Here is a 20322-nt window from a genome sequence, read left to right as displayed (position 1 = left end):
ACAAAATATTAAAAAGGAACTAGCGTATGCTAATTCCTTTCTTGAGTAACCATTCTCAAATTTAATTAATTATCGTATCCTTCATAAATTGCATCATTTATTTGATTTTGTATTTTTGTATCATCAGGTACAGGTTTCCACCAATTTCCTGTAATGAATAACATAGTTAATAAATTATAACTATCACTAAAATAACTTTCTCTCTTATTCTTCATCCAATCCCAACCGCTATTTACCCACTTTTGATTATTGCTACTTGTTATACTTGCAGCAATAAACGGTGAAACAAATACAGCAGTTGAATAACTACCAATATTAGATCCATTTAATTGATAACCATCCACAATTTTAGAAGGATTTCCATTCGTTTTATTTTGAATCCACGAAGAAACTTTATCAGAAATGACTTTACTTCTTTTCTCGCCGTACATCGCATAGTCCATTACAATTCTCAATGGTACCCGACTAGCATTGTAATAATATGCATTTGTATATTCTGACTCCTCTAAGAAGTCTTTAGGTGCGGGTTGTGGTGGGTTTTTTACAACGAAATCTGAAATAAGTCCTGTATTTGGAGAGTACTTATTACTAAATTGCGTATAAACATCGTACAAATTATTAATAACAGTAAGCCAAGTTTTATCACCTGTAAATTCATAAAATGCTCTAAGGTGTGACATCATCCAATCAGATGGTCTCGTATCAAGTGAACTTTTAGAATCCCAATCTCCTAAATTTAGTCGGTTATTATTTGTAACATTACTAGCTTTAATACCTTTTGTAATCATGTCTTTTGCTTCTTTCAAATAATTCACTGTTCCATTAGATCCCCACTGCTTATGAGCAAGAAGAAGAGAATACGCAATATCTAAATCTCCATCAGTAGCAGAATCAAAATGACCTTGTGCTTTTTTACTATCTGCGACAACCCATCCCATTAAATTAGGATTTTGAGAACTTTTAAAAGTTCTTGCTGTTTTAAATAAACCGTCATAGATTTTTTGAGCATTCGAATCATAACCAGCCATTAATACTGTAATTATCATCCCATACCCTTGACCTTCTGAAGTTCCAAGTGGCTTAAACCCATCAGCATCACCTGTAATCTCTCCTTTTACATAATAACCACCAGGTAAAGAAGATAAATCATTTTTCAAATATTTCTTTTTCCAATTATCGTAGTAACTTCTTACAGAAGCATTTAAACTTTCCTGTGTAACATGATTCGGTTTTATAACACCTGCATAATTAACTTGCTGCGGAAATGGTTTCATTTCCTTTGCAGCAGCTACTTGTTGATTAACTACGGGAATAGAATTTTGTACTGAATTGTCCGTTACACTTGCTGCGAAACTAGAATTAGAAAAACTAGCTAGTCCGATTCCTACAATAGAAATACATGTAAAAATTTTTCTTTTTCCATTCATTATGTTGTCAGCTCCTTTTAAAATACTTACTACATAAAATGTAACATACAATATTTAACTGAAATACAAAATATTATATTTATCAACATAAGAAAGAAACTATATAAAAAAGTATCTTAAAGTCATTATTGAATTACATTATACGGATTGATTATTTGCTAAATTCCCATGTTTTTCTTTTCTTAATACTGGTATATGAGCAATCACAATTCCAAGTATAGTAATTCCGCCGCCAATTATCGAAACTAAAGTTGGCACTTCTCCTAACCATATCCAAGCAATGAAACACGCAGTTATTGGCGTTAAATATAGGGAACTTGTTGCTTCAGAAGCACCAGCACGAGATATAATATAGGCCAATGCAATATACGGGAGTACTGTTGGAAAGACACCTAAATATATAACGCTCAAGTTAACTTCAAGAGGAGCTGCTAATATTTCTTGATAAACTCCGGGTAAGAAAATAAGCATACATACAGTACTAGAAAAAATTGTATATATGGTAAATGGTAAGAAACCGTATTTTTTTAAGTAAGATGTTTGGAAAACGAAAAATAGACTTTCTGAAATCGCCGCTAATAATATAAATAACCCCCCGCTATTTAATTGAATAGCGTCGCCTTGGCTAAATGAAATTAAGGCAATTCCTGCAAAACTCATTACACCACCGATCCAGCCATTTAATTTCATTTTTTCATTCAAAAAAACAGAAGCAAGAATTGCCGTCACTATTGGAGTGACTGAAATTATTAAACTTGCAGATCCAGCATTTACTGTTTTTTCGCCGTAGTTTAATGCGATGTGATAAATAGTAAACCCTAAAGCACCAAATATAAAAAATGCTGGGATATCCTTTAAATCCGGTAGTCGTAGTTTGTATATAAATGAAAATAACAAAAGTATAAATGAAGCGATTAATAAGCGTAGTAAAGTAAGGTGTTCAGGCGTATAAGATTCAAGCCCCATACGAATTGCCGGAAAAGCAGTTCCCCATATAAGAATTGTAAAAGCGTGAGCACATATAATGCGTAAATCCCATTTTTTATTATGCATGTTTTCTCTCCCTCCCTAATAAACCAACCATTTTTAAATTACCAATTATTTCTTTTCATCATATTTAATAGTTGATACAATGTCTTCAACCAGTTATTTATTGGAAAAACCAACCACTTTGAATCTTTTAAATAAACGAGGGAGTTTTTTATATGACAAACGATAAAAAAGTGCCCAAATATCGGCAGATAATAGACTATATGAAAGAAAAAATTGAAAACGGAGAATGGCCAATTGGAAGTAAAATCCCTAGTCAGCGGCAGTTAGCAAAATTATTTCATGTAAATCGAAGTACTGTAATAACTGCGCTAGATGAACTTATGGCAGATGGTTTAATTCAAGGACAAATCGGAGCAGGAACAATTGTAACAAATAATACATGGTCATTATTAGCAACTAATCCCCCGCCTGATTGGAGTGAATATGTAAAGGCCGGTATTCATAAACCAAGTAAGTTAATGGTGCGAGAAATAAATGAAGCAGAAGCAAATAAAACGCTTATCCATCTTAGTAAAGGTGAACTTGCACCTCATCTTTTTCCGCTCGAAACTATGCAATCTATAATAAAAAACGTCAGTGAGGAATTAGATTATTTCGGATACGAAGAACAAAAAGGTTTTTATCCGTTACGTGAAGCAATAAGCAAATACGTAAAATCATTTGGAATACATGCATCACCGGGTTCTATATTAATAGTCTCGGGTGCACTCCAAGCATTACAATTAATATCAATTGGTCTTTTACATAGAAAATCAACTGTTTTACTTGAACAACCTTCTTACTTATATTCACTTCATGTTTTTCAATCAGCAAATATAAACTTATCCGGTATATCAATGGATCATCACGGTATTTTACCTAACGACTTGTTAAAACGAATTAAATATAGTCAAAAGAATAATATTTTATATTCAATCCCTTGTTTTCAAAATCCAACGGGGATATTGATGTCCAAAGAGCGAAGAAAAGAAATATTAAAAATATGTAAAAAAGAGCAGTTGCCTATCATCGAGGATGATATTTACCGAGAGTTATGGATTGATGAATCACCTCCAGCTCCTTTAAAGTCAATAGATAAACATGGACATGTATTATATATTGGTAGTCTCTCTAAAACACTTAGCCCTGGACTTAGAATTGGATGGATAATTGGACCAGAACCTGTTATTGATAGATTGTCAGATATAAAAATGCAAACAGACTATGGATCAAGCTCTTTATCTCAAAGAGTAGCTGCTGAATGGATAAATGAAGGTTTTTATGAAGAACATGTAGCAAACGTAAGAATGCACCTGAAAAAACGAAGACAAATAATGATACGAGCTTTAAATAAATATTGTGCAGATATTGCATCGTGGGATATTCCTAGTGGTGGAGTTTTTATATGGCTAAAGGTTGTACATAACATTCCGATGAAAAAACTATTTTTAGAGGCACTATCAAAAGGAATTCTTTTAAACCCGGGACGTATTTATGAAGAAGAATCAGATCAGTACATTCGTTTATCATATGGATATGCTTCTCCAGAACAAATGACTAACGGAATTAAATTGCTCAGTGAATTAATTCGGAAGTTAACGGCATAAAAAAAATCCTCTTTTGTTTTTGGAGGATTTTTTTATGTATCTTATTTACCACAATTTCATTTCCTGCCCTAATAAAATAAGTTCTTCATAAGGATCTCCGTCAATATTTAATACTTGAGCAAAAGCAGGTTCTGTTTTTAAACCTTGTTCCTTTAAGTGAATAACTTCTTCCCTTATATGGGGATGCTGCATTAATAACATGTGTTCCACTATCATATGTCTATATGCATTTTGATTACGCACTGGCTTAGGTTGAGCAAATAATTCAAATTCAAAACCTTCGAATTCAAAATTCACCTTTATCGATTCAGTACCTTTCATTTTTTTCTTTTTTATATTGAACCCTCTATAAGAACCATATAAAGATCTCATTTCCTGCTCAAAAACATCAAAATTATATACTTCCATTACAATATCTAAGTCAGATTGAGAAGTATCAATTCTTATCGGGATTGTCCCGCAAAGAACGGGATTATATAAAGCTAAACCCTCCATAATATTTAGTTTGTTCAAAACATCATATACTTTTTGTTGCTTGTCATTCCCTGATTGTAAATATGTAATAGATGTAAACATGGAAGTCTCTCCTTCATTTCACGTAATACGTGTCTCACTAAACTCAAGAAAAATTTGTCCGTTTAAACTTGTTCTTGAAGTACCTTTACTTCAATATATTAAAGTGAATAAACAATATGTTTCAACTTTTCTCCTATGCTGCAATACTATAAAAATAAAAAGGGAGGAATTATGATGAGCATTTTCAACATTCTTTTAACCATCCACATATTATTTGGAACGATATGTTTAATAACTGGGATAATAGCGATGGTTGCTCAAAAGAAGAAAGGTAAACATACGGAATGGGGTGAAATATATCACGCATCCTATGTCGTTATCACCGTTACTGCCATTATATTATCCATTATAAACTGGGATAAAATCGCATATTTATTTTATGTAGCAATCTTCTCTTATTCATTTGCGATTTATGGATACCTTGCACGAAAAAAACGTTGGAAAAATTGGCTCCATCACCACATTAGAGGTATGTTAGGTTCTTATATAGGTGCAGTCACCGCACTTTTAGTAAATGTCGGCATCCATATTCCCATTATAAATTTACTTCCGCCAATATGGTTTTGGTTTTTACCCACCTTAATTGGTATCCCCCTCGTAGCCAGTGTATCAAAAAAATATAAAAAGCGTAGTTGAAATTAATTACATTTTGATTACTTTCTGATTATTAGAATGAAAAATTATAATCTATGTATCACGAATGATATCATGAGTGCTCGCCCTATGAATATTTAAAATACAATGCCGCCCAACAGGACGGCTCTTATTTTTACTTTACAAACGTAACATATTCACCAGAAACCCATTGATTTCCACCAACATTATACCAACCATCTTTATATCCAAATGATTGATATTTTTCACCTTGATACACGTTTTTCACAATGCCGTAATTTGTTCCTGGGCCGGTACGAACACGCAATACATCAGCGATTATAGTAACTACACCTATACCCCCGTTTGATGATTGTGAAGGTGTTGGTACATTTCCTCCCGTATAACGAATATATGATGGATCGTTAAAAATCCACTGATCGCCACCGAGATTTAACCAGCCATTTGATTGCCCAAATACTTTGTAGGACTCTCCTTTCCCTAATTGACGAATAACGCCATATCCAGTACCAGGTCCTTTTCGTAAATTTACATTACTACCGTTAATATAAGCAATCCCTACACTATCATTCGACGTGGAAGGAGTCACTACGTTTTGAGCACCTTTTCCAAAAGTATCCGTTCCATATCCTTTGTAGTTATATTGCAAATGCGGGCTATCCACAAATCCTTTCCAGTCACCGCCCCATTCAAAACCAATTTGTTTAGCATAACGAATTGCTGATGCCCACGGTTCTTTATTATAGCCATTCCAATCTTCTGTACCATTCGACTGAATTGGAACAAAATCTAATGCCTGTCCTACTAAGTGATATGAGCGCATCGTTTGTGATGCTCCTTTACGAACATATTCACGTTGTTGCTCGACCGTTCGGATTGTTTCATAAATTAATACTTCAATTCCATTGTCGATACAGTACTGATACCACTTAAAAGCTGCAGCTTTCGTATTATCCGCTAATTTATTCAGATTACTTACATTTCTATTGTGGTATTTCAATATGCAACATCTCCTTTTCTATTATCCTATGCAAAACTCTTCTCACGGGTTGTACATATACCTACAACGATACGAAGTACAAATACATAGGAAGCCAATTCAGCTAAAAAGGTTTTCACTTCTAGCTTCAAACTTTGTAAGTTGAAATCGAAGCAATAAAAAAACCACAACCTAAGTCTTCCCAGTTGCGGTTTTTGGTATTTTCTTTTTATATGCTACATGCCTTCTTGCATTGATAATCCTAATATACAGGTTTTGTAAATTTTCCCTTTATGAATAACACTTCTTATTCATGACTTTTCAAATCCAATAATATTGAATGTAAATGATCCGGATAATTAGTAAACATCCCATCGACTCCCCATGAAAGTAACTTTTTCATATCTTTTTCATTATCTACTGTAAATGGATGAACTTCTAATCCGTTTTTCTTTATTTTCTTTACATAATCTGAATCAATATATTTGTAATTCATACCAAGACCTATGCAGTACATTTTATACTTTTCTATCTCTAATTTTGTTAATTGAACTGCTTTTTTATAAGGTAATAATTGTACTATGGATATATTACTATTTAAGCTATGAATCTTTTGTAGACTTTCTTCACTAAACGATTGAATAATCACTTTATCCTGTATTTCGTAGTGATTAATAATTTCTAATAATTTTTCTTCCATTCCTGGATATTCATCAGGTGTTTTTGTTTCGATATAATAGTTCGCGTTATGCCCAAACGTTTCAATAATTTCTGTTAATGTTGGGACTTTTGCATTTTCAAATTCTTTCTTTGCTAAGTTCGGATATTTTTCATTGAAAAGAGAGCCGGCATTTAGTTGCTTTATTTCTTCTAATGTATGCTCTTTTACCAGCCCAGTACCATTCGTTGTACGGTTTAATGTTTCATCATGCATAGCCACTAAATGTCCATCTTTTGTCATTTGAAGATCAATTTCTATATAATCTCCATTCATTTGTTGGCCTAATTGATATGCTGCTATTGTATGTTCAGGTGCATACGCAGAAGCACCTCTATGTGCGATATTTTTTATATGATTTGATTGATTAATAGCTTTAGTATACTTATGTTCATTTATTTTCTGAAAAACAAAGATACTTATTACTATAAAGGCACAAATTATTGTAGCGAGATATATCTTTTTCATAACGATTTATAAGCTCCTATATAAAGACGATTTAACTTGAATGATTTACTCAATTAAATGTCGATTTTCCAATACAGTCATTTTGCCAATAGCTTGAAATCCCGATTTTTTATAAATGTTGATTCCATCGGGTGAAGCTTGTAACACACAATACGTATTTTTTAATTTTTGTGCTTCTTGCAGAAGGAAATTGAACATAGTAGATCCGAATCCTCGTCCTCTCATTTCCTCTTTAGTTGCGATGTCATAAATACCAATACTATCTTTTGAACATATCAATGAACCAACAGTTACGACTTCCCCTTCATAAAATCCTAAAAATAGTTTCATATTTTCACTGTTCCATAAATCAAGATTAGAAATTTGATTATAGAATGCTTGTACATGTATACCTTCTTCTGATGCGCCGAATAGATTAGCTAACATTTCTCCAAATTTTTTTATTTGTGCAGGTGAAGATGCCTGTTGAATTGTAAAACTTACTGGCATGTTTATTGTTGGAGAAATTGTTTTTAAGTCTGCTACCATCGCAATATTTTGCTCCGCTTCTTTTAAACCGATTTTATTTAACTTGCTTTTTATATCCCGCTCTTGCTCTTCATCCCATAACCAAACACTCATTGGAAATTTCTTTTGATTATAGTAGTCTACCTCCTTATATAATTTCTCTATCCCTACCGTTAAATTATTGTTTAGTAGAGTAATGACATTGAATGTATCTGCAGGTAATCCGCAATCAACAGCAATATAATCTTGTGTTTCTTTTATACTCATTCCGGGCACAAATTGCGCAACATATGAAGTTTTAAATGCAAAGTTATCTATTAGTAGTTGTTTATAATTCATCAATAGTTCTCCTTTTCATAAAAAGTACTCCTCGAATTCTTCTATATTAAATATAACATATTAAAAATTTACCTTTTTCTATAAAAAGTACCTCTTTAAATTGTGCTCTATAGTTTAAAATAATTAAAAATGATATAACGTTGTCGGAATGAAAAAAGTGGTATATAATAAATATTAACATTACTAGTAATTATTTTAGGTATTCCTAGAATAAAGGAGCGATACATATGAAAATTACTATTTATTTCGGAAGTCATGAAGATCAAGATGTTCGTACTATGGACTGTCATTTAGATGTAGAAGATACAGAAGAGATTGTTTCTGTATCATAATATAAATAGTTAGGGTAAACCCTATTCCCTACAGCGTTTAAGGCACCTTTTATAAGGTGTCTTTTTTGTTATATTTTCATCAAAAACCCTTTACTTTATAGCGTTTTAATAGTAAAATATAAATATACGAACAAACGTTCTTTTTATTTTAAACGTACATGAAGGGATGATTTTAACAATGGCTCCATTAAAGCGCAGAGGAAGAAAAAAGCAAGCACCTATTATTTCAAATACAGGCTTTATCGGCTCTGTCTTTATTGATACATTGGAGTTACAAAAGAAATCCTATTATTTCGCTCGTAAAAAACTTCAAATTGTTCATCACGTATTAGATGGTCTCTCTGGAGCAACAAGTGCTTTATTTAAAGAACATAACATTTCAGCATACATGTCATGTGTGTATTTACATAAACAAAAGAAAATTGGCTTTGTTCTTTCAACGAAACCATTTGAACAAAGTGATGGTATTGCTTATTTTGTAAATTATTTAATCGAAAAGAATTTTTACGGTAATGATGAAGAAGTAGAATATCAAGAAGTATTTAATACAGGTTTTATCGGTGTAGTATTCGCTGATTTATGTAGTATAGATCGCTTTAATTTCGAGTTTGAAATGGGTATGCTAACGAAATTAATGAAAGATATGATTATTCCGGTTAAAGAACTCTTTTTACGCCATAATGTACCGGCTTACATCTCCACTTCTCACTTAGAAGAACAAAACAAATTAGGTTTCGTTCTCTCTGTAAAGCCATATGACGAACGCGCTGAAGCAGATTTATATTTTGAAGCATATTTAAAAGAACGCGGATTATTTATTGGTGATGAAGAAGATGATATTGATAAGATTGTCATTAGAAAAACCGCTGAATTACGATAGAAAAGCGCAGGATGCTGATCCTGCGCTTTTTATAATTTATGAAACTGATTTACCAAATAAACGGTATTAATTTTTTTGTTTTCTGTTTATAGACTGTAAATTGTTCTTCATACTTTTTCTGTAAGTAACCATCAGATTTTGGAATATATTCAAAAACGAATACAAAGAACAGGCCTAGAGGTATAAATAAACTATAAATATTGCTAGCGATAAATGCTAAACCTAACACCCAAAGGCAATCCCCCAGGTAATTAATATGAATCGCATATTTAAATAAACCACCTGTATATAGCTTACCTTGATTTACAGGATTGTCTTTAAAGGATTTTCTAAGTAGCTCTGAAACTGTGTTTAACATACTTCCTCCTAAAAACAATATCCAACCTATTGTAAGTAATATTAAATTAGGATCCTGATTACTAGTAATCATTAAGATTGGAAAACCTAAATAATAAATTCCAAAAGCAATACTGTTCATAATGGCTTCTTGCCATGAAATCCCTCTAGGCAACCATATAAACATCATAGCCGTTAATCGTAAAGCGGTGATAATTAAAGCTATAAACAGCCCTATTGAAATGCCTGGTTTGAAATAAGTAATGAAAAGTAAGTAATACGCAATGATTAGATAGATAATCTCAGTAACTAAAATTAATATTTTTTCTTTTATTGTTGGCCGGTTTATACCATACATTGTGATACGCTCCTTCCTTTATTCATTTTATAGGAAAATAAACTTCTATGATATTATTCTCCTCCTGTGTGCTATAAGGATTCGTTTTATAAACTTCAAACGGAGCTCCATTCAGTTTATAGTTATTTTCTTCAATCCAAACGTGTAGCTTTGTATGAATAAAAGGTAATTCTTCATAAGAACCAATAAGCGTAGCCATTGCGCAAAGACCGGGATTAAACACTTTTGTTTTATTTGTGGCTTCTGCAAGGGGAATCGCAATTTCCACATCATAATTTTCAGGTACATATTCTGAACTATGGAAAATAGCAAGTGGTTTTGCAATAGGTAATAAATTTTCAAATGAAATTTTACTAAACAACTCATTAAAGTGTGTTAGGAAATCAACGGTATTAATTTGTTTTCGCTGAGATGATATATTATAGGTTAAGTGATTTACAAGATTAATCTCAATATGATTTAAGTAACCTATGATACTTTCCTCTTCATCTAATTGTTGAATATCACGCTTTAATTTTTTTAATAAAGAAGAATAATATGTTATCTGCTGTGTTAGATTTTCTTGTTTGGTTTTCATTTTAGAGTTAAGCAATTCAGTTTTCTCCCGATTTTCTAAAATATCCTTAATTTCTTCCAGCGAAAATAAATAAGTTTTTAATCGTGTAATCAATAAAGCTATTTCTAATTGGAAAATATCATAGTAGCGATATCCATTCTTAGGGTCTATGAAAGCTGGTTTTAAAAGCCCAATTTCATCATAATAGCGCAGCGTCTTCATTGTAAGATGAGATATTTTTGAAAACTCTCCAATTGAAAGCATAACACTCACCTCCTGTAATTAATTATTTTAAATATACTGCTTCCTGTAAGGGGAAGGTCAATCAACAAAGTTAAATTTTCTTATTGTATTTAGAACGATATTCATCCCCCTCAACCTACAATTTTAAAGTAGTCTCCAAAACGAATATGTAATCTTTTCAAAATTGTTCATGGGAAATCAGCCGATTTTTTCATTTTATAGTATTTGCATTTCTTATCTTGAAAAATGTAGCAGTATCCATTATATAAATAATCTAAGATCTACTAAGCGCTATAATCTTTCGAATGAACTTCTAATATGAAACAATTCGATGAAACTTTAATTACTATTAAATATAAGATTCCCCCTACAATTGTAATCATGTAGGCTGGAATATAATTTAATAATAGACCGGATAGCGCCATTGCTATAGGAAGCATCATTTTACTTATACTTAATCCAATGCTGAGAACCCTCCCTCTATATTCATCAGGAATCTCTTTTTGCATGAAATAAGCTATAGGTATATCAATAAGCACTATAATTAGTCCTAAAAAGAACATAACAACACAATAGGTAATAACGTATACAAAATCATTTACCTCAAAACTTTTGAATAAAACTGGAATTCCTGAAATAATCATAAAAACCGCCAACATAAAGCTTAACTTTTTCAAAAGATAAGCGTAAGAAAAACGATCGGTTATCTTTTTTACTAAAATCGCACCAATTATCATGCCTACTGGAAAAGTCCCTTGAATCATACCAAATTGTTTAGAACCAAGATCGAGAACTGTATTAATAATGTATGGCAATGGAACAGTTACAGCAAACCCTAAGAAGAAATTAAGTGAAATTAAAATACTGAACGTATTTTTTAAGCTTTTCCGCTCCATTAAGTAAGAGTATCCCTCCTTTATATCTTCAATAAAATTAATTTTTCTAATTGAACATTCCTCATTTATGTTTTGCTCAAACAATTTAAAGTTAATAAATAATATGGAAATAGCCGAAAGGATAAATGAAATACCGTTTATAATTATAAAAATTTTAATATCAAAGACTGCAAAAACAATACCACCTAACATAGGACCTAGAATTAAAGATATAGAATCGATAATTTTACTTATAGAGTTAATACTCATTAGCCTCTCTTTGGAGACGATATTTGGTTTTGCAGCTTCTAATCCTATTCCAAAAAATGTTGTAAATACCGTTATAAGAAAGGTAGTAGCATAAATGGTGAATAAGTCTAATCCATAATTACTGCTAAATATATAAACAGTAATTAATAAGCTTCCACTTAGTAAATCCATACAAATGACCAATTTCTTTTTATCAACTTTATCTGCAATTACACCAGCAAATGGATTCATAACAATCATCGGAATAGTTCCTAAAATAAGCGTAATGGCAAAATTTAATGCTGATCCGGTTATATGTAAAACATATAATCCTAATGCAAAACTATAAATAGAGCTACCAAATATTGATACTGTTTTCCCGAATGAATAGAGACACATATTTCTTAGTTCTTGGTTTCTTTTTTTATTTTCTATATGTAATCGTAAACTTCCCATCACTTTTCCCCCTACCTAACTTTGTGTTACGTACATTGTAAGTTCTTGGGTCAACCCAATAGCAATATGTACTATTTGAAAAGTTTTAAGGGGAAATAAATAAAAGATGGGGTTAACCCCATCTTTTTCCGAAAAATGAATATGTATAAATTTCTTCTCCTTGAACAAAGAAATCCTCGTACCTTCCCCCTCGTATCAAATAATTTGAAGTACTTTCATCAATAGATTGAAACTGTAAATTTTCGATTTCTTTTGTTACTTTTGCAGATGTAAAATTCTCTCTGAGTCTAGGTGCAATTTGGCTATTTATGCTGAATTTATTAAATAAAATAAATGAACTTAATAAATAACAATTGTGTTTAAAAAGGGAATTTAATTCACACAATAAGAACTCCTCATATTCAAAACTATAATTACTTGTACCTGATTGATCGATTACAATATCAACAGAATTATTCTGAATAGGTATGTTTAGAAAGTCGGCACAGATAAATACAATATTTCTTTTCACATTTCTTCTCTCAATTACATCTTTTAAAAGTAAAAGTTTATTCAAATCTCGATCAACAGCAATATATAAACACTCTTCCGGTAGTTCTTCATAAATATTTCGTAAAAAGAACCCAATACCAGACCCTAAATCAAGTAGTATTTTTTCATTTAAATCTAATTGCATTAGTTTCTTTTTCGCCCATTCTCCTCCTCTTTGAACATTTTCCAAAAAAGCAGTATCCGTTTCATGGATATAATCTGAAATAGAATCTTCAAGTGATTTCCTCTTATACACCTCAAATAATTTTCCAGCTGTTAAAACTCCGGAAGTAATCGCGTATTCTTCACCACAATTACAAATTAATTTCCCCTCAACAATTTGATTTTTATTAATAATGCCATCTTCAAGAATTAAATTTCCGTTACACTTAACACATTTAAATAAATGAAGTACTTTTAAATCTACCCCTAAAATTGAACTCGAAATTTCAGTTTCTATAGATAAATTATTTAACGTTTTCTTTAATTTATCTTTTCGTTCCTTTAAGGTTTTTATCTCTTGTTCAATCTTTTCATATTTTACTTTAAATAAAGATTGATAAAAAATATCCTTTTCATAGTCTAAGGATTTCCCTAAATTTTTATAAAGAAACAGTTCTTTAATTTCATTCAAGCTAAACCCTATCCATTTGTACTCTAATATAAGTTCTATATCCATTTGACAATACTCGTCAAAAAAATAGTGACTTCCTTTTTTCTCAGGAATAACGAGTCCGAGATCCATATAATGTCTAATCGTATCTACACTTACATTATTTACTTCTGCAAACTTACTGATTTTCATCCTAATCACTACCATTTATATATTTGTTTATACATACTTCTTTATTATTTTAAAAAATCCTTTCATCTCCCTATATAAAATTGTTTATATTATGAAAAAGATGTAATTAATTTTAGAGTTCCGCCACATATCCATCAAGCTAAGCTTATTTAAATTTAGCTACTCTTTTTAATCTTGAATTTTAAAAAAGAGTAGCAGGTAGTACGGTTATGTCTATATATCTAAAAAACTTAAAATTAAACTATGAGTTCATGGATAAATTAAAAACTGCGGCGTAAGTACTACAGTTTCTTCCTTCTTCATTGAGTTGAAATATGTAAAGTTACGTACTTTAACTGTAGCGGACTTGTACTACGCGTTCATATTAATTTTATAGACGTTTAAGGATTTTGTTTTATGGTAAGTATTTTTGCTGTGAAATCAGGATTGTAAATATAGATGAACGTGATTCAAATCAAAAAAAGGTACTCCTAGAAGTACCTTTTTTACTATTCTATATGTGCGAACGCTTTCAAGATTATTGGATATAAATTGATGTACGCATTGTATTAAATGGTGAATTTATAGATGTCTTTTGGTACTCAAACGTTCCTTGTTGGTGTCCAGAAGCATCCCATTTATAATACCAGCCAACGATTGGTCTTCCGCCAATTATAGTGGAATCAATACTTTTTACATTAGAACCATTCATTTTAGCAAATGGGTTTTGGCCATAGCCCATTTCTTTCGTTGTAATATATAAATATTTTCCCCCGTGGTTACGCGATGTGCTGAAGCTGTTCTGATTAATTGTTTCTACCCCGCCTAGCTCAGACTCTACTTGTACGACGTTTAGTGAAGTAAGTGGTGCTGCTGGTCCAGCTGAAGCTTCTGTTGCCATTCCTAATCCGACGAACGCTGTAATTGCTAACGATGAAATCCCTAGTGCTGCTTTTTTAAACATAAAAAACATCCCCTTCCATCTATTGTTTTCTCTTTCATTTTCAATATAATCCTAATAACCTTATATGTAAATAGATTGTAGCTGTATAAATATTAGTGCGAATATTCTATTATATATTTCTACAATTCTATTACTCAATATGAATGATTTACAGTGCAAAACGAAATACACACATGTCAAGTTTGTAGTGTTGACATAAAAATTGTAAACTGGCTTATGCCTCGTATTTATCATATTTTATATCCAATATTCCTAAGCTTCTGTATTCTAGAATGTTTTTACTACAACTATTCATTTTTTCTTTGCAGGAACAACTGTGATAACATCTCCTTTATCATTTAAAGTCAGAGAATGTAGAAATTATAGCTAGCTATTGATATGCTACCTACTACGTACTGGAGCGCAACCTATCTGATAGGTGAATGATTCATGTAAAAAAGGAAACGCTACCAGTTCTATAGCACCTCCTTTTTATTTAATAAGTTAGACAGAAAGAATAGAAATAATGTTTTTCCTGTTTCACTATCCTTTTGTTTGTAAATGAACTGAGTTTTGAAAAACTATCCTATATAGTATGAATCGGGTATAGACATTAAATAATAGAATAGGGCACCTATTACTCCACAAGTAAAAATAGTAAATCCCATATTTCTTATGCCTTTAATTTTTGACCACAATCCAATAAATCCTGCTATTAACCCACTTAAAGAGAATAGTGAAAAGTTGGAAACGGGTGTAAGAAGAAATTCCGCATTAATCCCTGTCCCCCAACAAACAATAGGTAACACGACAAGGGTAAGACAAAGTAATCCCATTACACTTACAAGTAATTTAAGATATTTGATACCTGCAATAATTAAATAGATTCCACCTATAAATCCACATAACCAGTAAATTGGCATAAAGTAAATCCAAAGAAAATGCAAGATGATCATATGTAATTTCCTCCTATTTATTTTCGCTCATTGTAGTTCTGGTTATTTGATGTTCTGAATTCGTTGCTAATTTATTAAGTTGATTTAGCGTTTCTTCTAAATCAAACGAATTGAACCAGCGATAATCCTGTCTGTCTAGAATACGATAATGCTGACTAATTAGATTTTGTTGTAAGCGAAAGTTCCCTTTTTCTTGAATCTGCTTCCACCAGACTTTTCCTCCCAATGTTTTTTCTTTGAAGTTGTTAGTGCTATTGTGGGCCATTGTTTCGATTACTACTAATGGATCATCCCCAAGAGTATTCTGTAAAACTTCACTATCTCTAAACAATGCACAAATAGCAACAGTGTTGGTCCAACCTGCATTCGTTCTCCCTTTCTCAATTTGAACAAGCGTTTTTTTTGATATGCCGAGAACTTCAGCCATTTTATCTTGTGTATATCTTTTTTCAGTGCGTATTAACTTTATTTTCATTGAAATAAGTTCAATTGCATGCTCCTTATTCACTTTACTTCCCCCTCAAAAGTAACTAATGTGTTATTTAGTGTAATTTTACACTTTAATCAATTCATTTTCAACTCAATCCTCCTTAAACCTTGTAAGAAATAATTGGATAAGTCATAAAAAAGGCATTCCACAGTTATATATGAGAAGGTAACTCGACCATCGATTTCTAACCTCGATGGAGATATGTCGAGATCACATTTCATTTTAATTAAATAAAAAACCCGTGAATAATTCACGGGTTTTACTTTAATAACTAATTGCTATTGTACCTTCACCTGCATGAACCGCAAATGAAATTGGTAATGGATATAATTTGAAATCCATTTCAGGGAATGCTTGTCTAATATCTGCAATCCATTCTTCGGCTCCATCTTTATCATTAGCATGGAACATATGAAGTACTTTGGGTAATTCTTTTTCAAGTTCATTTTTAATATATTCTCGACATTTTTGGATTTTACGAACTTTCTTTTCAAGTAAAAGCTCTCCACCTTTTACTTCTAATATTAAGTTAACACTTAATAAACTTCCAAGTAAAAATTGAATGCCCTTTACACGACCACTTGCATAAAGGCCTTTTAAACTTTTCGGGAATACGTGGAAAGGTCTTCTTTTTTCATCTACTAATGTTTTGTGTATATCTTGTAAAGTCATACCATCATTGTATAACGATTTCGCTTTTCTAATTAGTTCATCCATTGGATAACTTGTTGTTTCACTGTCTAATACCGTTAATGGAAAACCTGCCATTTCTGCAGCTAACTTCATATTTTGATAGGTTCCACTTACTTTTCCGCTAATAGCAACTGCAAATCCCTCTTCATATTCTTCTTTGCATTTCGAAAATAACTCTACCATTTCCCCTATGTTAGGCTGTGATGTAGTGACAGTTTTACCTTCGTTCAAAGCATTATAAACGCGCTCACGCACACCTTCTTCGCAATCTTTGTACGACACACCATCAATAATAACTTCAATTGGGATAACAAAGTTATCTCCTTCTGTTTTAAAACTCGCAGTTGTACTATCAGTAATCCAAGCAACACGCTTCATGTTGTTCCTCCCTTAATTCAATTCCTCTTTTCTAATTTTTCTATATATTTATGTTATGAAAAGAGAATATCCCTGTAATAGTAACAGGACTTTATTGTTTTGGCTATAGTAGATGTATATTAAATGTGACTATTTCTTGTCTATTTCACAAATAAAAAAGAAAATCAAGGAATTTGCTCGATTTTCTTGTTATCATATACTATTTAAAAGTTTCATTATCTAAAATTACAACATAATCATTCGTTAATCGGCCAGCTTCTTTTGTATAACTAACAAGCCTTTGTATATTATCACAGCAAATTTTTGCTCCCCATACGAGTAACGGTACACCAATAAAATCGATATGGAACCTTCTAGAAAACAGCCCACCGAAAGTCATTGGTAAAGGTACGGTTGGTGATGTATTAGAAAAAATAATCTTTTCATGACTTTGATAATGTTTTTGCAAGATTTCTCCTAAATGCTTCATCGCTGGTACAACAACTTTTGATGCGCCACATCCAATCGTATATACAGGATGACCATGTTCATCGATTCCATGAAAAATAATTTTCCCCATATCTTCTGTTTTCAATTTATTAAAGTAATCTACATTCAAGATTTCTTCTTTCGTTAACTTACGATCCGTTGGTAGTTTATTTAAATGATACGCTGCAGCTAGTGAGGTAGTATGTGTTCCACCAAAATCTGTGTAAATGTATATCATATTATCATCCCTTGTTGTAAAAGTTCAATGTTAATTAGTATTACCGTTCTTAGCAATGTTAAACAAGGGGTGAATGTATTTACGTTTTTTGTGTTAATTCATTATATTTTTTCCAAATATAATAACGTCTACTAATCACAGTGCCTAATGTAATACATAAAAAGGCATTTGTTACAACCATTAATGTCTGGTGCGTACTATCAGAAAACATACTTTGTTTAATCATAATTTTTGCTCCTAAAATAACAAGAAGGATTATTGTACTTACCCAATTTCCTTTTCGTAGTACATGACCTGTTTTACTATCAAATCGAAATGTTAAAGCTCTTCCCCGTATAATTCCTAGACCTAAGCCAATTCCAAGCATTACAACAAACAGTAGTCCTTGCAGCAAAGTTATTTGTCCCATATGAATAATGGACTGGATTGTTACAAAGCACAACAAAGCCGGAATGAGCCAAATACGGTTTATTTTCACTTTTCGTTCTTTACTTTGCATCAAAACAATAATAAGAACAACAAGTAAAATATCCATTTAAAATCCTCCTATAAACTTGTTTATCTTTAAAGATTATATTCTCCTCTTTTCATTCCATACTTGAAATACCATAGCTACTTTCAAGTGTAAGATGGAAAATGTGATTTCTCATCAGCCTTAAGCATTATTTATAAAAATAAAAAGACGTACTTTTTACTCGTACGCCTTTAATAACTCGTTTAAACTCCTATTTATCAACTAATTCCACACCTTTAGAATTAGCTTTACCCAACACTCGAATGTTAAATTTATTAATGGCTTTTAAAAAAATATTATAAATACAATATCCAACAATAGAACCTATAACATTACAGATCACATCATCAATATCAGTAATACGTCCCACTCCACTAAATAAAGACTCAATTAATTGTAGCAATTCAATACTAGCTGATATAGAAAATCCTAATAAAACTGTACTTTTGAATTTCTTATATTTATCCCATAGGATAGGTGCTAAAAATCCTAAAGGCATTAATAATAAAAATTTACAACTATATAGTAATGTTTTCTAATTTAAAAATCCATATAATTATATATAATTGTACAGAATTACAAAAAACCCTTATTTAATAAATAAAGGGTTCCTCGTTAACTAAAATATTTTTCAAAACGGAAACAATCATGAACCCGTTTAAATTATTTTCGTATCTCTTCTTTTAAATCCATATAATTAAAAAGTTCTTTCTATTTCTGTCATTAATTTTTCAGGTCCTGCCCCTTTATTCGATGGAATAACTAAAGTGATTCCTAATTCTGGATATATAGCCGAGCGAAAACTGACGCCTGGATCATATCCCATTACATGATATTTGAATACCTTGTTTTCTCGTGTTTCAATCCATATTCCATAGCCGTAGGACTGTTTATCATTTACTTGAATGTGAGGAGTTAAAAGTAATTTTGTATATTCCTTTCCTAAAATTTCATTATTAAATAGGGCCGCCCAAAATTTCAGCATGTCTGGTGCAGTAACATATGCACCTCCATCAGCTCCTCCTTTTATCGGTATAGAGTAGGCGTTTGTTCTCCAATTTTGGTTGGTTTCGTCCTTTATATATCCTAGAGCTGTATGTCTTGGTAATCTATCTAACGAAAAATAGCCAGAATCATTCATGCCAATCGGATTAAAAATGTTCTTTTCTATATACTCCGTAAATTTAAGTCCCGTCTGTTCTTCTATTATTAATCCAAGTATGATAAAACCTGCATTGTTGTAGTGAAACTTAGTTCCAGGTGCAAACATCATATTACTTTTTTGGAATAATGATAAAAAGTCTTTTAAGCTCTTTAATAGATACATAGGTGTTTGTTTCCAAAGATCTTCGAAGTTATCCATAATACTTTCATCAAAATAATCTGGTATACCAGCGCTATGTGTTAGTAGTTGATGTATTGTAATATCTTCATCGAAGTTTGGAAATTTTATCTCTAGACAATCTTTTAATTTTGTATGAAAAGAAATAAAACCTTTTTCAACAAGTTGACAGATCCCAATTGCAGTGAAAATTTTACATCCTGAGGCAATGCCAAATCTTGTTTGTATCGTATTGTTCATACATTCACTTTGGTTTGCGTAACCCAAAGCTTTTTCATAGACTAAGTCTTTTTCTTTTTTTACTAAAACTACTCCAGAGAAATCTATTTTCTTTTGTATTTCTTTTACAATTTTATCAATTTCATCTTTTGTTTTTATCACGACAACCACCCTTATCTTTCGGTATTGTTCTTTCCCCTTATTAATTTTTCC

20 protein-coding genes and 1 pseudogene are annotated in these 20322 nt (G+C 31.5%); 3 read left to right on the top strand and 18 right to left on the bottom strand.

Annotation, left to right across the window (positions count from 1 at the left end):
• Positions 1 to 65 precede the first annotated feature (65 nt).
• Positions 66 to 1427, bottom strand: a complete 1362-nt coding sequence (locus NST27_RS12855) for a glycosyl hydrolase family 8 (protein WP_001013596.1) — start codon at positions 1425 to 1427, stop codon at positions 66 to 68.
• Positions 1428 to 1565: 138 nt separating this feature from the next.
• Entirely contained in the window at positions 1566 to 2480 is a 915-nt protein-coding gene (locus NST27_RS12850; protein WP_000551612.1) for a DMT family transporter, read from the bottom strand.
• Positions 2481 to 2632: 152 nt separating this feature from the next.
• Between NST27_RS12850 and norG the strand changes: the two genes are divergently transcribed.
• The gene (norG, locus tag NST27_RS12845; RefSeq protein ID WP_047386283.1) at positions 2633 to 4066 is read left to right on the top strand and encodes an efflux pump transcription regulator NorG; all 1434 of its coding nucleotides are present in this window, start codon (positions 2633 to 2635) and stop codon (positions 4064 to 4066) included.
• 45 nt (positions 4067 to 4111) lie between these two features.
• Here norG and NST27_RS12840 read toward each other — a convergent pair whose 3' ends face one another.
• Positions 4112 to 4642: a DUF4269 domain-containing protein gene (locus NST27_RS12840; protein WP_000495193.1), complete on the bottom strand. Its 531-nt coding sequence runs from the start codon at positions 4640 to 4642 to the stop codon at positions 4112 to 4114.
• Positions 4643 to 4816: 174 nt separating this feature from the next.
• Between NST27_RS12840 and NST27_RS12835 the strand changes: the two genes are divergently transcribed.
• Complete coding sequence (locus tag NST27_RS12835; RefSeq protein WP_000021727.1) at positions 4817 to 5278, top strand: DUF2306 domain-containing protein; 462 nt, start codon at positions 4817 to 4819, stop codon at positions 5276 to 5278.
• 133 nt (positions 5279 to 5411) lie between these two features.
• Here the strand turns inward: NST27_RS12835 and NST27_RS12830 are convergent, their stop codons facing one another.
• The 3 genes from NST27_RS12830 to NST27_RS12820 form a co-directional block, all read right to left on the bottom strand.
• Positions 5412 to 6257, bottom strand: a complete 846-nt coding sequence (locus NST27_RS12830; RefSeq protein ID WP_000873743.1) for an SH3 domain-containing protein — start codon at positions 6255 to 6257, stop codon at positions 5412 to 5414.
• 286 nt (positions 6258 to 6543) lie between these two features.
• The gene (locus NST27_RS12825; protein WP_000725621.1) at positions 6544 to 7422 is read right to left on the bottom strand and encodes a glycerophosphodiester phosphodiesterase; all 879 of its coding nucleotides are present in this window, start codon (positions 7420 to 7422) and stop codon (positions 6544 to 6546) included.
• Between the two features lie 45 nt (positions 7423 to 7467).
• Positions 7468 to 8268, bottom strand: a complete 801-nt coding sequence (locus tag NST27_RS12820; RefSeq protein WP_001107067.1) for a GNAT family N-acetyltransferase — start codon at positions 8266 to 8268, stop codon at positions 7468 to 7470.
• A gap of 498 nt (positions 8269 to 8766) precedes the next feature.
• Between NST27_RS12820 and NST27_RS12815 the strand changes: the two genes are divergently transcribed.
• Positions 8767 to 9480: a hypothetical protein gene (locus NST27_RS12815; protein ID WP_100070391.1), complete on the top strand. Its 714-nt coding sequence runs from the start codon at positions 8767 to 8769 to the stop codon at positions 9478 to 9480.
• 49 nt (positions 9481 to 9529) lie between these two features.
• On the opposite strand, the gene NST27_RS12810 is transcribed toward NST27_RS12815, so the two are convergent.
• The 12 genes and pseudogenes from NST27_RS12810 to NST27_RS12755 form a co-directional block, all read right to left on the bottom strand.
• A complete protein-coding gene (locus NST27_RS12810; protein WP_000274257.1) occupies positions 9530 to 10174 on the bottom strand; it encodes a methyltransferase family protein in 645 nt (214 codons plus the stop codon).
• A gap of 22 nt (positions 10175 to 10196) precedes the next feature.
• Positions 10197 to 10994, bottom strand: coding sequence for a MerR family transcriptional regulator (locus NST27_RS12805; protein WP_000948769.1), 798 nt, complete (start codon positions 10992 to 10994; stop codon positions 10197 to 10199).
• 263 nt (positions 10995 to 11257) lie between these two features.
• Positions 11258 to 12553, bottom strand: a complete 1296-nt coding sequence (locus tag NST27_RS12800) for an MFS transporter (protein WP_000535174.1) — start codon at positions 12551 to 12553, stop codon at positions 11258 to 11260.
• Positions 12554 to 12665: 112 nt separating this feature from the next.
• The gene (locus tag NST27_RS12795; RefSeq protein ID WP_000703290.1) at positions 12666 to 13889 is read right to left on the bottom strand and encodes a methyltransferase domain-containing protein; all 1224 of its coding nucleotides are present in this window, start codon (positions 13887 to 13889) and stop codon (positions 12666 to 12668) included.
• 517 nt (positions 13890 to 14406) lie between these two features.
• A complete protein-coding gene (locus NST27_RS12790; protein WP_000472917.1) occupies positions 14407 to 14832 on the bottom strand; it encodes a DUF4879 domain-containing protein in 426 nt (141 codons plus the stop codon).
• A 560-nt stretch (positions 14833 to 15392) separates the two neighbouring features.
• Positions 15393 to 15767, bottom strand: a complete 375-nt coding sequence (locus NST27_RS12785) for a hypothetical protein (RefSeq protein WP_000584709.1) — start codon at positions 15765 to 15767, stop codon at positions 15393 to 15395.
• 13 nt (positions 15768 to 15780) lie between these two features.
• The gene (locus NST27_RS12780) at positions 15781 to 16275 is read right to left on the bottom strand and encodes a helix-turn-helix transcriptional regulator (RefSeq protein ID WP_001031006.1); all 495 of its coding nucleotides are present in this window, start codon (positions 16273 to 16275) and stop codon (positions 15781 to 15783) included.
• Positions 16276 to 16521: 246 nt separating this feature from the next.
• Complete coding sequence (locus tag NST27_RS12775) at positions 16522 to 17328, bottom strand: DegV family protein (protein WP_000831932.1); 807 nt, start codon at positions 17326 to 17328, stop codon at positions 16522 to 16524.
• A 199-nt stretch (positions 17329 to 17527) separates the two neighbouring features.
• Entirely contained in the window at positions 17528 to 18034 is a 507-nt protein-coding gene (locus NST27_RS12770; protein WP_000639421.1) for a DUF3189 family protein, read from the bottom strand.
• Positions 18035 to 18113: 79 nt separating this feature from the next.
• Positions 18114 to 18569, bottom strand: a complete 456-nt coding sequence (locus tag NST27_RS12765; RefSeq protein ID WP_000353709.1) for a DUF1453 family protein — start codon at positions 18567 to 18569, stop codon at positions 18114 to 18116.
• Between the two features lie 190 nt (positions 18570 to 18759).
• A pseudogene (locus NST27_RS12760) lies at positions 18760 to 19056 on the bottom strand (VanZ family protein); the annotation flags it as partial.
• 189 nt (positions 19057 to 19245) lie between these two features.
• Complete coding sequence (locus NST27_RS12755) at positions 19246 to 20271, bottom strand: serine hydrolase domain-containing protein (RefSeq protein WP_000598048.1); 1026 nt, start codon at positions 20269 to 20271, stop codon at positions 19246 to 19248.
• Between the last annotated feature and the right edge of the window lie 51 nt (positions 20272 to 20322).

The organism is Bacillus sp. FSL W8-0770 (assembly GCF_038008705.1).
GTDB classification, from domain to species: Bacteria; Bacillota; Bacilli; order Bacillales; family Bacillaceae_G; genus Bacillus_A; species Bacillus_A cereus.
This window is presented reverse-complemented; position numbering and strand designations above follow the sequence as displayed.